This is a genomic window from Luteolibacter rhizosphaerae, from assembly GCF_025950095.1.
In the GTDB taxonomy this organism is placed as follows: Bacteria; Verrucomicrobiota; Verrucomicrobiia; order Verrucomicrobiales; family Akkermansiaceae; genus Haloferula; species Haloferula rhizosphaerae.
The window spans coordinates 484,489-497,473 of sequence record NZ_JAPDDR010000003.1 but is presented as its reverse complement, the minus strand read 5'-3'; the positions used below and the strand labels follow the sequence as shown (position 1 = coordinate 497,473).

The following is a 12,985-nucleotide window of genomic DNA, read 5'->3' as shown; positions in this document are numbered from 1 at the left end:
GTCTTGTCCGGAGTGGGGGCTCCCTCGCGCTGCGTTCCATCAGGACCGCCGCCGGGATGCAAGCGGAAAGCGCTCAGCGTGACAGAACTACCGGCGCGCTGAGGTTGCCGAAACGGTCCACGGCACTCACCGCGACAGCATCCGGGAGGCGTCCGCCGAGGGCCGGCAGATCGATCGACTTGGAACCGGCGGAAACGACCTTGGCCATGCGCCATTGATTGCCGAAGCGGGTCTGCACGGCGTAGCGCGAGGTGGCGCGGTCGCCGCTCTGCAGGTCCACCCGCACGGCGGAGCCATTCCCCGCGGCACTGGCGCGCGGCATGCCGGGGGCCTTGTTGCTGAGCCATGGCATCGGCGGGACGAGGGCGGCTTGTGAATAAGCGTCCTTGGCCAGCATGTTCGAGATGCCGCCACGGTTCTGGGTGAGGCCCTTCACGCTCCAGTGGATGTGGCCGGCCCAGTTCTTACCGATGCTGCGGGAGAGGCCCACCTGCCTGGTGATCTCCGAGGCCGGGCGACCGGGGTCCTCCGAGCTGCCGATGCGGGTGGTGGCGATGCCGGGCCAGACCGGGCGGTTGCCCTGCTGGCGCCACCAGGAGAGCAGGGCGGAGAAGCTCTGCTTGCGCGGCTGATCCCGCCAGTAGAGCTGCGGGGCGAGGTAGTCCACCCAGCCGCTGGCCAGCCACTTGCGGGCATCGCAGCCGATCTGCTCGTAGGCGTCGATCCCGGCCTCGATCCCCTGCGGCACGCCGGGACGCCAGATGCCGAAGGGCGAGATGCCGACGCGGACCCACGGTTTGGTCCGCTTCACGTCCGAGTAAAGCTTCTGCACGAAGTCATCCACGATCTTGCGGCGGACCGCCGGGCTGCGGCCGTCCGGGAAGCTGCGGCCGCCTTCCGGGTAGGGGTAGAAGTAGTCGTCCAAGTGCACGCCATCGATGTCGTAGCGCTGGACTACATCGAGGATGACCCCGAAGGCGCGGGCACGGGTCTCGGTGGCGGCTGGATCGCACCAGACGAGGTTGCCGTAGCGCTTGGTAATATGCGGGGAGGCTTGCGATACGTGGCTGGGGCAGCACTGCTGGCTCGCATTCGAGAGCGCGCGGAAAGGATTGAACCAGGCGTGGACCTCGATGCCGCGGGCGTGGGCTTGGCGGATGGCATACTCCAGCGGGTCGTAGCCCGGGGACTTGCCCATGGTGCCGGTGAGGTAGGGGCTCCACGGCTCCTTGGACGACTGGTAGACGGCATCGCTATGCGGGCGCACCTGCAGGATCAGGGCGTTCATGTTCAGCGAGGCCATGCGGTCGAGGATGGCGCGCATCTCCGCCTGCTGGCTGGCGGAGGAGAGGCCTTTCTTACTGGGCCAGTCGATGTTGTGAACGACGGCGGCCCACGCGGCGCGGAATTCGCGGGCAGGCATGGGCGGCTTCTCGCCCGAGGGGCGGTAGGTTTGGGCTGCGCAGAGGGAGGATAGCAGGCAGGCGAAAGCGGCGATCCGGGCGAGCATGGCGTCTTAGATGGCTTGAATATCCAGCCCGTGCAAGCGGCGATGCCTAACGGTTTTCGGGATCGGAAAGGTCATGAAATGTCTGTGTTGCGGAGAAAGTTGCGGGAGGGCGTTTGCAGGTTGTTAGGACAGGCTAGCAAAATCGGGGGAGAAAAGGGAGGGCGAAGATGCTTGCCGACACTTAATCGGAAATTCCCGATTGCCGATTCCCGGCCGATACAGAATGGCCGGGACAGCTAGCCCCATGCTCACCGCGGCTCGCTCCCGGCGGTGAGGATCACCTTCACCTCTTGCCCTTCGGCGGCGGTGAAGCTTCCCGCTTCCCGTGGCGTGTCTATCAGGAAGGTCCCCTTCGACTGCAACAATTGCCCGGGCCCGGGCTGGAGCCGGTAGCTGAGGTCGAAGATCTTCCCGTTCCCGCCCGAGCTAAGCTCGGTCTCGAAGAGCGACTCGACTTCGCCGTTCTTCTTCCGGGCAAGCGTTGCCTTCTCACCGGATCGCGAGCTGAGCCGCCAAGCTCCGGCTTCGGGGCCGGTCTTCACCCAGTGGGACACACCCGGATCGCCTCCGCCGGAGAGGAGCCCTTCGATGTCCTGCACCCAGCGGTCACGGGCGATGACGAGCAGATGCCCGCTCACGGGATCGAAGCCTGCAAACTCCCGTGCCTCATCCAGCCGGATTCCATTTAGTGCCAGATGGGGGCGCAAATCCATGACGCTGCCGCGGAGAAGTCCGGCAGCTTTCTCAGGGACTTCGACTGCCGTGGAAGGGGTCTGTGACCCGTGTCCGACCATCTTCAAGGGCGTGTCCTTACCAATGTAGAAGAGCGCCATCTTATAACCCTCCCCGAGGTCGCGCGCCTCGTCTTGATGATACTGTGGCACGGACCAAAGGGTGACCGCTCCTTTCTCCTCAATCCACCGTCCTGGGGAGACGGGCGTGCCATCGAGCCACTCCCGTTCGGTGGAAGCAAAGAGCTCCCATTCCTCCGCGCCGCTTCCGTGGCCCGCCACGCGGAGTGGCTTGGCATCCTTCAGGGTCAATGCGGTGGCTAGCTCCCAAGTCTCGCCTTTCTTACCCGAGGGCCACTTGACCACGAGCTTGGCGTAATTTTCGGGGATCTGCTCTCTCCCGTCAGCTTCCAGCTCCAGCTTGAAGCCACCGACCTCCATGATCGATTTCTCACCGGATCGCGACACCAATGAGATCGAGCGGGAAGGCTGGCCAGCCTCCACTAGCTCCAGCTTGGTGCGAAATATCTCAAGGCGCCCGTTGAACTTCAGCCCCGCCTCGATCTGCCGAACATCCTCCCACGATCCGCGGGCGATGAACATCCGCGAGCGGGCATTCCACACCACCCACTCGCCATCCCATTTCCCATCGGGCTCCCCATTCCAATCCCAATCCCCCGAGCGCCTCGCGGCAAAGGGATCATTTCCCTCCTCCTCTTTCTTCTCCCTCTTCGTCGGCCTGAAGCCTCGCGGCCACGAGATCGCCTTCGAGACATCCCATAGCTCGTCACCCGCTTGGAAGAAGGCGGACGCCGCAGGAGGCTGGTCCAACTTCCGATACCTTTCGTCCGAGCGGAAATCAGCGGCCTGCGATTCGACGGGGACTTTCCAAGCAACAGTCACGGCGGCCCGCGTTACCCCGGAGGTTAACAGGAGCAGCAAGAACATGATGAAGATTTTCATGGGACTGTGGCCAGCATCAGGGAAAGAGCGTCTTCAGCGTTACCTCAATCTCCTCCTCCGCTTGGCCCGGCAACATGAAGCCGCCGAGGTTCTGAGGGACATCGAGGATCAGGATCGTTTTGGAAAGCAGCTCGCTGGACCCGCTGGACAAGCCCAAGCAATAGGCCAACCCGGCGATCCTGCCGCTGCCCCCGAGGATGGGCTCAAGCTCAAGAGAGTTTCCCTCCGTCCCGCCTTTCCCGGATAGCTTCGCGGTCGAGCCGGATCGGCAGGCCAGACCCCAAATCTTCTCCGACTGGGAGAGCTCGATCCAGAGACAGTCTCTTCCCGTGTCATCTTGGGAGATGTTCCGGTCGATTCCGAATAGAAACTCGACCAATTCGAGGTCCTCCTCACTCCCCAACACGATAACGCGCTGCCACCCGGGATCGAAGATCACTTTGGTTCCGGTCCGGTCCAGCGGCACCCCCTGCTCCCGGAAGAACGGAGTTAGGTCATGGCAATCCCCCTTGATCCATCTCGCCAGCTCGGCCGGTGCCGCAATCTTGGCGATGCCATCCGGATTCGTGCCCTGTAACGATTTCTCAATCAAATCCGCAGGAACCTCCCAGTCGTCGATTTGCAGCACGCCGAGTTGCAGGCCATGATGGAAAGGCTCCCTTGCCGATTCCTTCCATCCGGCTGGCAAAGGCCAATTCTCCAAGCCTCCGGAGGCCTCTCTACAACGAGTCTCTGATCGCTTTGTTCCGTCGGGGAGTTCTTGCGTGATGGTAAGGAATAGCTCCCATTGTTCGCCATTGGAGGCGTGAGAGGCAATCCGCACTCTCCTGCCATCGGGGATAAGGAGAGTTGAGGTGTACTCCCATGAAACACCGTTTTCAGTCCACTTCGTATCGATGGTGAGATCGATCCAGCTACTGCTTGACGATGAAGTCGGCAACAACTTCAGCTCAAGATCTCCCGACTTTGCCGAGGCCTCGATTCCGCTCTGGATGATCTGCGAGATCGAGCGCGCGATCTTCTCCCCCCCAGCGACCAACTCCAGCTTCGCGCGGAGCTCATACTCTAATTGGGGAAGCTCCAGAGCTCCTTGGACGAGTAACAGATCGCTCTCCGAACCCCGTGCCACCACCATTCCCGAACGGGCATTCCACACCACCCATTCGCCTGGCCAATCGGGAATCACACCCAGCTCACCGCCTTCCATGAAGATCCGGTGAGACACGATCTGCGAGAGATCCCAAAGCTCGTCGCCGGATTGGAAGAAGGCGGATTCGCCCGGAGGATTCTCCAGCTTTGGCACATTGGGATCATCCCCCAAGGAGTAGACCACTTGCGAACTTGGCACCTTCCATCCCGCCGTCACGGAAGCCTGCGCCCAAAGGGCGAGCGCAAGCCAAGCAAGACAGATGATCCGGGCCATGATGGTCCGAAGTTGAGGCTAGATGCCCGCTCCATGCAAGCGGCGAAGCCGCGACTTCAAGGCGAGATGCTCGCGGTCATGACGACCTCGATCTCCTTGCCGTCCGAGGAGAAGACCTTACCGACGACTTGGGGTCGGTCGGGGAAGAGCGTGGTCGCGGATTGCATGCGCCCGACCTGCTTCTGCCCGTTCATCACATCGAATTGATACCGCAGGTCGATGACCTGCTCATTGCCGCCGATGGTAGGCTCGATATCGCATGCCAAAACGGTCTCGCCCTGATTGGATCTGGAAATCGAAGCCTTCTCTCCCGAACGGCTCAGAATTCCCCATCCGCCGGACTCGGGATTCGTCTCTAGCCAAACTGCGCGGACCGGTGATCTTCCCATGTCGAGAATGCCTTCCAGCAGATCCTGGTTTTCGCGGTCGGCAAGTGCGACCACGCTTGAGGTGGAGGGATCAAAGCCGATCCATGCCTCAGGATGAACGAGCTTAACCCCGTTCTGCTCAAGCAGCGGGCGGACGTCGAGATACCACCGGCGAGCCCCGTTCACAGCTGAGGATCCCTCGACAAATACTGCCTGCCCCGGAAGCCCCCCACCCAACTTGTTCATGAAGTCATCCCGCACCGGGTATACCTTCAGGATCAGATCGCCTTCGAAGCTTTCCCGATAGGACCCGGCAATGGGATAATGAGCCCAGAGAACCGGCCCCGATGGAGCTTCGATCCAGCGTTCTCCGTGGAGAGGTGTTCCATCCGCCGTCTCGGTGGAGATGGTCGCGTAGAGCTCCCAGTTCTCGTCATGATCCCGACCCTTCGCAATTCGCGTGCGGACGCCGTCTGCAACGGTGGACCTTGAACTAACTTCCCATCGGACTCCCTTCTCCTTTCCCGGCCAAAAGAACAAGATGGCGCTATGACTTAGGGCATGACGCATGTCGCTTTGCGATGTGGTCTTAGCCCTCACGCCCTCGACCTCTGCGCTGGCTTCCTCCGAGTCCCGACTCGTTAGAACCAATTCGCTCCGTCTCGATGCCTCGGCGGCTTCGCCAGCGGTGGCCACGAACTCAAACCTCGTCCTCTGGAGCGTGGGAATGGAGTTGATGCTCAGGCTCTGTTCCAAACGCCGGATATCGTCCCATGATCCACTGCCGATCACCGTCCGGGAACGTGCATTCCAGACCACCCAATCGCCGCCCCATGGCTTGGCCTTAGAAGTCTCCGATGTCTCTTCCTCGAATGGATCCGCCTCGCTGCTCCACTGAATCGTCTTTGAGATCTCCCAGAGTTCATCCCCCTCTGCAAAGAACACAGACTTTGCCGGAGCATTTTCCATCCTGGTAGCCCCTAAGCCAGCGAACCTCTCCGGGAGGGAACTATGAAAAGGGACCTTCCACCCCACGGTAACGGCCTGCGCACACAGCACGAGCGCAAGGCAAGCGAGACAGATGATCCGGGCCATGGTCCGAAGTTGAGTCGGATACCTGAGCGATGCAAGCGATGAGGGCGCTTCAAGGAGGAGATCGCCGGAGAAAGATGGTGATCATCCCGTCGCCTTGCTCGGCCATGAAGTCCTTGCGTGTCACGAAGTCGGGGGCAACGAGCTTGAAAAGTCCTTCGCCGGAGATCCTAGCAGCGGCACCTTCCAGTGGAATGCGCGCGGCAGCGAACTGGAGATCGTATGAATGGTCTCCCAACTCGGAGATGGAGACTTCAAATGCGGGCACCGCTTCGACCTCCGGGGCGTAGATCCGGGCCTCCTCACGCGCCCGGCAAGCGAGCAACCACGCCCCAGAGCTTGGATTGGATCCGACCCAAAGATTCTCACCCACGATTGGGTCCACGACGCCAGTGTTCAATCGCGACTCGCACCGATCTTGAGCCTCTGCATCCGCAAGCACCAAGATCCGACCGCTACGGGAGTCGAAACCAGCAAACCAAGCGGGATTCGCCAAGCCCTCGAAAAGGATGGCGCCCACATCGGCGACGGGACCACGCATCCAGTTCGAAAGAGCATCCGGTACGACTACCTGAGGAAGCGGCGCAAAGGGCTCAGGGCTGTTGCGGAGACGGCTCCACGGATTCGCAAAGCGATACATGGTGATGGAAAGATCACTCCCGATGGGTTTCCGGATCTGATTGTCATTCGCAGCGACGCGAGGCCAAGGCTCCAGACGCCCCTCCTTCTCAGTCCAACGCGCCTCCCGAAGCGGCAAGCCATTGGTCATTTCAATCGAGGCCGTGGCAAAAAGCTGCCAGCGATCCTGACCGGTGCCCTGCCCCGCCACCAAGGTGCGCTTGCCCTCTTCCAAGGTAAGAGCCGTAGAAACTCCCCATGGTTTGCTCGAACCCGCATCGGCCCACTGGACGGTCAGGAGAAGATCGACCGCACCTAAAGAAAAACTCCAATCCTCACCCGTCACATTCGCTTCAAGCCCCTCCACCTTCAAGGTGGCCTCTTCTCCCGATCTGCCCGTAAGAACGGCGCTCCGGTTTTTCGTCTTGTCGGCGGACACGAGTTCAAGCCGGGTCCGGATCACGGTGGGCATCTTGCTGAAGCCCAAGGCCTCCTCGACGAGGAAGATGTCATTGTATGACCCACTCGCCGCAATCATGCCGGAACTCTCTTTCCAGACCACCCAATCCCCCGGCCACCGAGGCGGATCGTTTGCGGGTTTCTGTGCCGCGGCAGCTCCCTCTTGCGAGAGAGCGATCAAACCGCTTCGCTTTGAAACCCATGCCGACATATCCCGTAAGGAATCACCCGGCTTGAATAGTGGTGATCGCACAGGCTCCGTTTCGAGTTTCGGGAGATTCTTGCCCTCAGGAAATGCGGGTGAGAGGGACTCCACGGGACCCTTCCAAACCACGGTCACATCGGCCTGCGCACACAGCACGAACGCGAGCCAAGTAAGCCAGATGATCCGAGCCATGATGGTCCGAAGTTGAGGCGGATGCCTGCGTGATGCAAGCGATGAGGGTGCGGGCCGAAGTCATCCGGAACGGGCTTTCGTTCCGGACATGGCCACAGCCGGAAGGACGAGAGTCCTTCCGCTACACCGCGGAGAAGAAAGGCATGGGGCGCGGGACGCACCCGCTCCTTGTTATCCGTTCAGCTTGGCGAGGTTCTTCGGCAGGAAGACGCCGTCCTTGCGGATGACCTTGCCGTCGAACTTGATCTCGCCGCCGCCGTAGTCCTTGCGCTGGATGCAGACCATGTCCCAGTGGACCTGCGAGCGGTTGCCGTTGTCGGCTTCCTCGTAGGCTTGGCCGGGGGTGAAGTGGAAGGAGCCGCCGATCTTCTCGTCGAAGAGGATGTCGCGCATCGGATGCTTGATCGCGGCATTGTAGCCGAGAGCGAACTCGCCGATGTAGCGGGCACCGGCATCGCTATCGAGGATCTTGTTGATCTCCTTGGTCTTGCCGGGGGACTCGGCCTTCACGACCTTGCCCTTCTCGAAGGTGAGCTTGATCGAGTCGAAGGGGATGCCCTGGTAGATCGTCGGTGCGTTGTAGGAGATCACGCCGTTGACCGAGTCCTTCACCGGCGCGGTGAAGACCTCGCCGTCCGGGATGTTGTGGGTGCCGGCGCAGACGATGGCGGGGATGTCCTTGATCGAGAATTTGAGGTCGGTGCCGGGGCCGGTGATGTGGACCTCGTCGGTCTGGTCCATCAGCTTCTTCAGCGCGGTGGCGGCAGGCACCAGGCTCTTGTAATCCACCAGGCAGACATCGAAGTAGAAGTCCTCGAAGGCCTCGGTGCTCATCCCGGCCTGCTGGGCCATGGATGGGGTGGGCCAGCGCAGCACGCACCACTTGGTCTTCTTCACGCGGTGGTCAATCACGCCGCGCATGTGCTTCATGACGAGCTTCATGTTCGCGGCGGGCACGTCGCTGCTTTCCGCGATATTGTGGCTACCGCGGATGGCGATGTAGGCGTCCATGTCCTTCATCTCCGCCAGCAGGTGCTTGGCGATGATCTTGTACTGCTCGTCCTCCGCGCCCTTCTGCATCTCGCGGTTCAGGCGGGAATTGTGCAGGCGCAGCAGCGGGTAGGCACCCTTCGCGCGGGCCTCGCGAATCAGGGCCAGACCGATCGATTCCGGCACGTCGTAGAGATCCAGCAGGATCTTCTCACCCTTCTGCAGGGAGGTGGAGTAGCGGACGAGTTGGCGGGCGAGCTGATCGATTCGCGGGTCGTGCATGCGCCTGATTAGCCGAGCTGCGCAAAAGGCCAAATCCGAAAAGCGGGCGGCTCGCTTTTTGGACCGTTCCTTACATCCGCCGCGCGTGGATCGATCGGCAGATCATACGCCGAGTGATTCGAGCACGAGCCCGTGAGAAACGAAGCGGGCGAAATCGGCAGTGTTCCTCGTGGCCAGACGGCTGCCGGTGGTCAGGGCAGAGGCAGCGATCATGCAGTCCGAGTGGGATCCCTTCCGGCGCCCAGCGAGATTGAAAAGCCGGGCTGCCTGCTCGCCCTCGCGCCAAGTGAAGTCCTGAATGTTACCATCCAGCACCGCGAAGGCCGCATCTTTCTGCCCGGAGGACAAAGGGCCGTTGCAGAACTCCGACCAAGCAATCGCCGAGGTGCCCACATCTTCTCCACCTGCAATCCACCCGCGCACGATCACCGCACCCGGCGAACCCACGCTAACCAGCTCCACGAGCAGGTTGGTATCCAGATGGATCATGCCTCCCACCAGTACTTTTTTGATTCGCGCTCCGCACGAATGGCTTTCTTGAAGGCCTCTCCTTCCTTCACCGAAAGGCCGCCCCCACCCTGCAGCCAGTCTAGGGCCTGAAGCGGCGTTAGCTTGCGGGTTTCGCGATCCGCCTCAGCCTTCAAGGTCCGCACGGCGCGGCGCATGATCTCGGCCTTGGATACCGACCATCGCTTGGCCAAAGCATCCATCGTCTCGAGCGTAGCCGTATCCAGCGACATGCTGGTCCTGACCATGCGGTAACTCATGTGGTAATAATTACCACATACGCTGACCGGTCAAGCGATCATTGGCCATTGGCTTCTTCGGCAGCGTCCGCCAATTTCCGCGCATGGCGCTTCGGAAGCATGGATGGTGGATTGCTGGGACTGTCTTGTTCCTAGTGGTGGTGGCCGGGCTGCTCGTGCGCTTGCAGGCGATCCGGCGCGATGTCGAGCGATGGGAGAACTATCAGCAGGAGTGCCGATCCCGCGGCGAAGATCTGGGGATCGAGGCGTGGCTCCCACCGGTCGTGGCGGATCGCGAGAACTTCGCCGCCCATCCGTGGATCAAGGCTATGATCGCTTCAGAGAAGTCTCCAGAAGCGAAAGTAGTATGGGACTGGAAATATTGGGCCTACGACGCGCTGGATGGCCATGAAGAGCCCGACAACGGGAGATCATGGTTCGAGGACAAACCCGAGAAAGCCGCGATGGTAATGGAGCGCGGTGCTACCCTCGCGGCTGACCTCGCGGCGATCCGTGAAGCCGCCGGGCGTCCCGCTTGCCGGCTTCCGCTTGCATTGGATCGTGATCGTGATCGGCTTTCCGAGGTTCTGGATTGGCTGATAGACATGACCGGGATAATTTCCCTCAGAGCCGAAGCCGCCTTGGCGCTGAACGAAGAAGCGACCGCGATGGATTCCATCGAGACTTTGCTGCAAATCGGCGATCATCTCCAAAGTCAGCACTTCCTACTTTCCGTGCTGGTGGGGAAGCGGGTCAAGGCTGCGGCGGTGTCGCTTATCGAGATCGGCCTCGCTCGAGGAAGCTTCTCCTCCGCGTCACGGCTTCGTTTGCGAAGCTCCCTGCTGAATCCTCCGGCCGGGGAAGATATCGGGACGATCGTGAGGCTCGAGCGCGGAATGATTTTGGAACAAATGGGCAAATTGCTGGAACAGCGGGCGCCGGGGGAACGTTTCGGCGAGGGATTCATGCAGCCGCCCGCACGCCGCACGGCATACTCCAAATACACCTTCTGCAAAGGATTGGACTCGGTGCTTCTGAAGCCCGCGACCCGGGAGACTTGGGAGAGCTTCGATCAAATCCTCGAGGAAGCCGTGAATGATCTGCCGCCTGGCGATCTGACGGCCGGATGGCTGCTCCTTTTTGAGACTATCTACCCCCCGTTCTACCAGCACGCGGACCGGGTTGAGGATATCAGGAAGAAGCTCGCCGAATAGCAGATTGGCACTTGGAAGTTCTCACGCGGGACTTTCTCCTCCGCGCATGCGTCTCGGCATTCTTGGCTCCGGTTCCGGTTCGAACATGCAGGCGATCCTCGACGGGGTGGCGGATGGCTCGATCCCGGCGGAAATCGCACTGGTGATGTCGGAGAATCCGGAGGCCTACATTCTGGAGCGTGCGAAGAAGGCGGGCATCCCGACCGCGGTGATCGACTGCCGGGGTTTCAAGTCGAAGTTCCCGGAGGAAGCGCAGGCCGAAACCGCCGCCGCGCTGAAGGCCGCCGGGGTGGAACTGGTCTGTCTGGCCGGCTTCATGCGCCTGGTCCGCACTCCGCTGCTGAAGGCCTTCCCGGACCGCATCATCAATATTCACCCGGCCCTGCTCCCCGCCTTCCCGGGCCTGCAGGCATGGAAACAGGCGCTCGACGCCGGGGTGCCGGAGACCGGCTGCACGGTGCACTATGTGGACGGCGGCATGGATACCGGCCCGGTGATCTTGCAGAATTCCGTGCCGGTGCTGCCCGGAGACACCCCGGAATCCCTGCACGCGCGGATCCTGGAGGCCGAGCACCGGACCTACCCGGAGGCCATCCGGATGGTGGCGGCCCGCCTAGCGGACAAATGACGAATGTGGAATTCCCGAATGACGAATGGCTTGTGAGCTTGAGGCGGCAACGTCCGCTTCGGCACACTTCATTCTGCATTCGGAAATTCGTCATTCGACATTCCGCCCTCTAACCCCGTTTCTCCCGGCTTGATCCGGCCCGCCCGGGCCGCTAGCGTCCGCGGCCCCAGCCCACCATGCCAAAGGTTTTCATACGCACCTACGGTTGCCAGATGAACGAGCGCGACTCCGAACAGGTCGCGCAGATGTTCACGGAAGGCGGCTACACGGTCACCGGCGACGAGACGGACGCCGATGCCATCTTGGTCAACACGTGCTCGGTGCGCGACCAAGCGGAGCAGAAGGCGCTCGGCAAGATGGGCAGCATGGGTAGCTACCGGCGGAACAAGCCGCACGTGGTCTTCGGCTTCATGGGTTGCATGGCGCAGAGCCGCGGCCCGGAACTCTTCGAGCGCATCCCGCACTTGGACGTGGTGGTGGGCACGCAGAAGTATCACAAGGTTTTCGAGTACGTGGACACCATCCTGCAGCGCCGCCTGGAGCGCCGGATGGACGAGCTGCAGCTCTCCCTGACCGGCGAGAGTGTGTGCGATGTGGAAGAGGAAGCAGGATCGCAGAACACGATCCGCGATCACATCCCGAAGGACCTCAACGCGTCCGCCTTCGTCTCGATCATGCAGGGCTGCAACATGCGCTGCTCCTTCTGCATCGTGCCGGACACGCGCGGGAAGGAACGCGGTCGACCGATCGCGGAGATCGTGGAGGAAGTGAAGCGCCTGCGCGACCACGGCGTGAAGGAGATCACGCTGCTGGGCCAGATCGTGAATCTCTACGGGCGGACCGAGTTTGAGAAGGTGGATGGCAAGTCACCCTTCGTGCAGCTCTTGGAACAGGTGCACGCGGTGGAGGGCATCGAGCGCATCCGCTTCACCTCGCCGCACCCGATCGGCTACCGCGATGACCTCGTCGCCGCCTTCACCTACCTGCCGAAGCTCTGCCCGCACATTCACTTCCCGATGCAGAGCGGCTCGGACCGCATCCTGAAGCTGATGCGCCGCCCGTACAAGAACGAGAAGTTCGTGGAGATCTGCGAGAAGATGAAGGCCGCCCGGCCGGGCATCGCCATTACCACGGACATCATCGTCGGCTTCCCGGGTGAGGAGGAAGAAGACTTCCAGGCGACGGTGGATACCGTGCAGCGCCTGCAATTCGACAATGCTTTCGTCTTCCGCTACTCGAAGCGCAAGGACACGCCCGCCGCCGAGATGGACGGCCAGCTCCCGGAGCGCGTGAAGGAGGAGCGCAACCAGCGCCTGCTTGATGTCGTCAACGAGATCGCCAAGGCCAAGCACCAGGCGCTCGTCGGCACGGTCCAGCAGGTCCTCTGCGAGGGTCCGAGCAAGAACAACAAGCAGCGCCTGACCGGCCGCACCGGCACGAACAAGATCCTTATCTTCGACGGTGATCCGCACAAGCTGACCGGTCAGCTTCTCGATATCCGCGTGGAGGAAAGCACCGGCTTCACGCTGTACGGCAGCGTGATGTAAGAAAGAGGGTGCTCCGG

Annotated in this window: 11 protein-coding genes; 3 read left to right on the top strand and 8 right to left on the bottom strand. The window is 61.6% G+C overall.

Annotated features, from left to right (window positions below):
- Window positions 1-73: 73 nt before the first annotated feature.
- The 8 genes from OJ996_RS07760 to OJ996_RS07725 form a co-directional block, all read right to left on the bottom strand.
- A complete protein-coding gene (locus OJ996_RS07760; RefSeq protein WP_264512946.1) occupies window positions 74-1,510 on the bottom strand; it encodes a glycoside hydrolase family 10-like protein in 1,437 nt (478 codons plus the stop codon).
- 248 nt (window positions 1,511-1,758) lie between these two features.
- Complete coding sequence (locus OJ996_RS07755; protein WP_264512945.1) at window positions 1,759-3,204, bottom strand: hypothetical protein; 1,446 nt, start codon at window positions 3,202-3,204, stop codon at window positions 1,759-1,761.
- Between the two features lie 16 nt (window positions 3,205-3,220).
- On the bottom strand, window positions 3,221-4,627 hold the full coding sequence (locus OJ996_RS07750; protein ID WP_264512943.1) for a hypothetical protein: 1,407 nt from the start codon (window positions 4,625-4,627) through the stop codon (window positions 3,221-3,223).
- 56 nt (window positions 4,628-4,683) lie between these two features.
- Entirely contained in the window at window positions 4,684-5,940 is a 1,257-nt protein-coding gene (locus OJ996_RS07745; RefSeq protein WP_264512941.1) for a hypothetical protein, read from the bottom strand.
- Between the two features lie 199 nt (window positions 5,941-6,139).
- Window positions 6,140-7,243 (bottom strand): hypothetical protein, encoded by a 1,104-nt coding sequence (locus OJ996_RS07740; protein ID WP_264512939.1) that lies wholly within the window; start codon window positions 7,241-7,243, stop codon window positions 6,140-6,142.
- Between the two features lie 489 nt (window positions 7,244-7,732).
- Window positions 7,733-8,833 carry an aminopeptidase gene (locus tag OJ996_RS07735; protein WP_264512937.1) on the bottom strand — a complete coding sequence of 367 codons (1,101 nt, stop codon included), beginning with the start codon at window positions 8,831-8,833 and terminating at the stop codon, window positions 7,733-7,735.
- Between the two features lie 102 nt (window positions 8,834-8,935).
- On the bottom strand, window positions 8,936-9,322 hold the full coding sequence (locus tag OJ996_RS07730) for a type II toxin-antitoxin system VapC family toxin (RefSeq protein WP_264512935.1): 387 nt from the start codon (window positions 9,320-9,322) through the stop codon (window positions 8,936-8,938).
- Complete coding sequence (locus tag OJ996_RS07725; RefSeq protein WP_264512933.1) at window positions 9,319-9,600, bottom strand: ribbon-helix-helix protein, CopG family; 282 nt, start codon at window positions 9,598-9,600, stop codon at window positions 9,319-9,321. Before OJ996_RS07725 ends, OJ996_RS07730 begins: the two co-directional genes overlap by 4 nt.
- A gap of 137 nt (window positions 9,601-9,737) precedes the next feature.
- On the opposite strand from OJ996_RS07725, the gene OJ996_RS07720 reads away from it, so the two are divergent.
- The 3 genes from OJ996_RS07720 to miaB all read left to right on the top strand — a co-directional run bounded on the left by OJ996_RS07720 (window position 9,738) and on the right by miaB (window position 12,968).
- The gene (locus tag OJ996_RS07720) at window positions 9,738-10,793 is read left to right on the top strand and encodes a hypothetical protein (RefSeq protein ID WP_264512931.1); all 1,056 of its coding nucleotides are present in this window, start codon (window positions 9,738-9,740) and stop codon (window positions 10,791-10,793) included.
- A gap of 46 nt (window positions 10,794-10,839) precedes the next feature.
- Window positions 10,840-11,421, top strand: coding sequence for a phosphoribosylglycinamide formyltransferase (gene purN / locus OJ996_RS07715; protein ID WP_264512929.1), 582 nt, complete (start codon window positions 10,840-10,842; stop codon window positions 11,419-11,421).
- Window positions 11,422-11,597: 176 nt separating this feature from the next.
- Window positions 11,598-12,968 (top strand): tRNA (N6-isopentenyl adenosine(37)-C2)-methylthiotransferase MiaB, encoded by a 1,371-nt coding sequence (gene miaB / locus OJ996_RS07710; RefSeq protein ID WP_264512927.1) that lies wholly within the window; start codon window positions 11,598-11,600, stop codon window positions 12,966-12,968.
- Window positions 12,969-12,985 lie beyond the last annotated feature (17 nt).

Bases quoted from the DNA above. Each gene is read 5' to 3' on its own strand.
- OJ996_RS07760 (WP_264512946.1), bottom strand. From the start codon at position 1,510: ATGCTCGCCCGGATCGCCGCTTTCGCCTGCCTGCTATCCTCCCTCTGC.
- OJ996_RS07755 (WP_264512945.1), bottom strand. From the start codon at position 3,204: ATGAAAATCTTCATCATGTTCTTGCTGCTCCTGTTAACCTCCGGGGTA.
- OJ996_RS07750 (WP_264512943.1), bottom strand. From the start codon at position 4,627: ATGGCCCGGATCATCTGTCTTGCTTGGCTTGCGCTCGCCCTTTGGGCG.
- OJ996_RS07740 (WP_264512939.1), bottom strand. From the start codon at position 7,243: ATGATTGCGGCGAGTGGGTCATACAATGACATCTTCCTCGTCGAGGAG.
- OJ996_RS07735 (WP_264512937.1), bottom strand. From the start codon at position 8,833: ATGCACGACCCGCGAATCGATCAGCTCGCCCGCCAACTCGTCCGCTAC.
- OJ996_RS07730 (WP_264512935.1), bottom strand. From the start codon at position 9,322: ATGATCCATCTGGATACCAACCTGCTCGTGGAGCTGGTTAGCGTGGGT.
- OJ996_RS07725 (WP_264512933.1), bottom strand. From the start codon at position 9,600: ATGAGTTACCGCATGGTCAGGACCAGCATGTCGCTGGATACGGCTACG.
- purN (WP_264512929.1), top strand. From the start codon at position 10,840: ATGCGTCTCGGCATTCTTGGCTCCGGTTCCGGTTCGAACATGCAGGCG.
- miaB (WP_264512927.1), top strand. From the start codon at position 11,598: ATGCCAAAGGTTTTCATACGCACCTACGGTTGCCAGATGAACGAGCGC.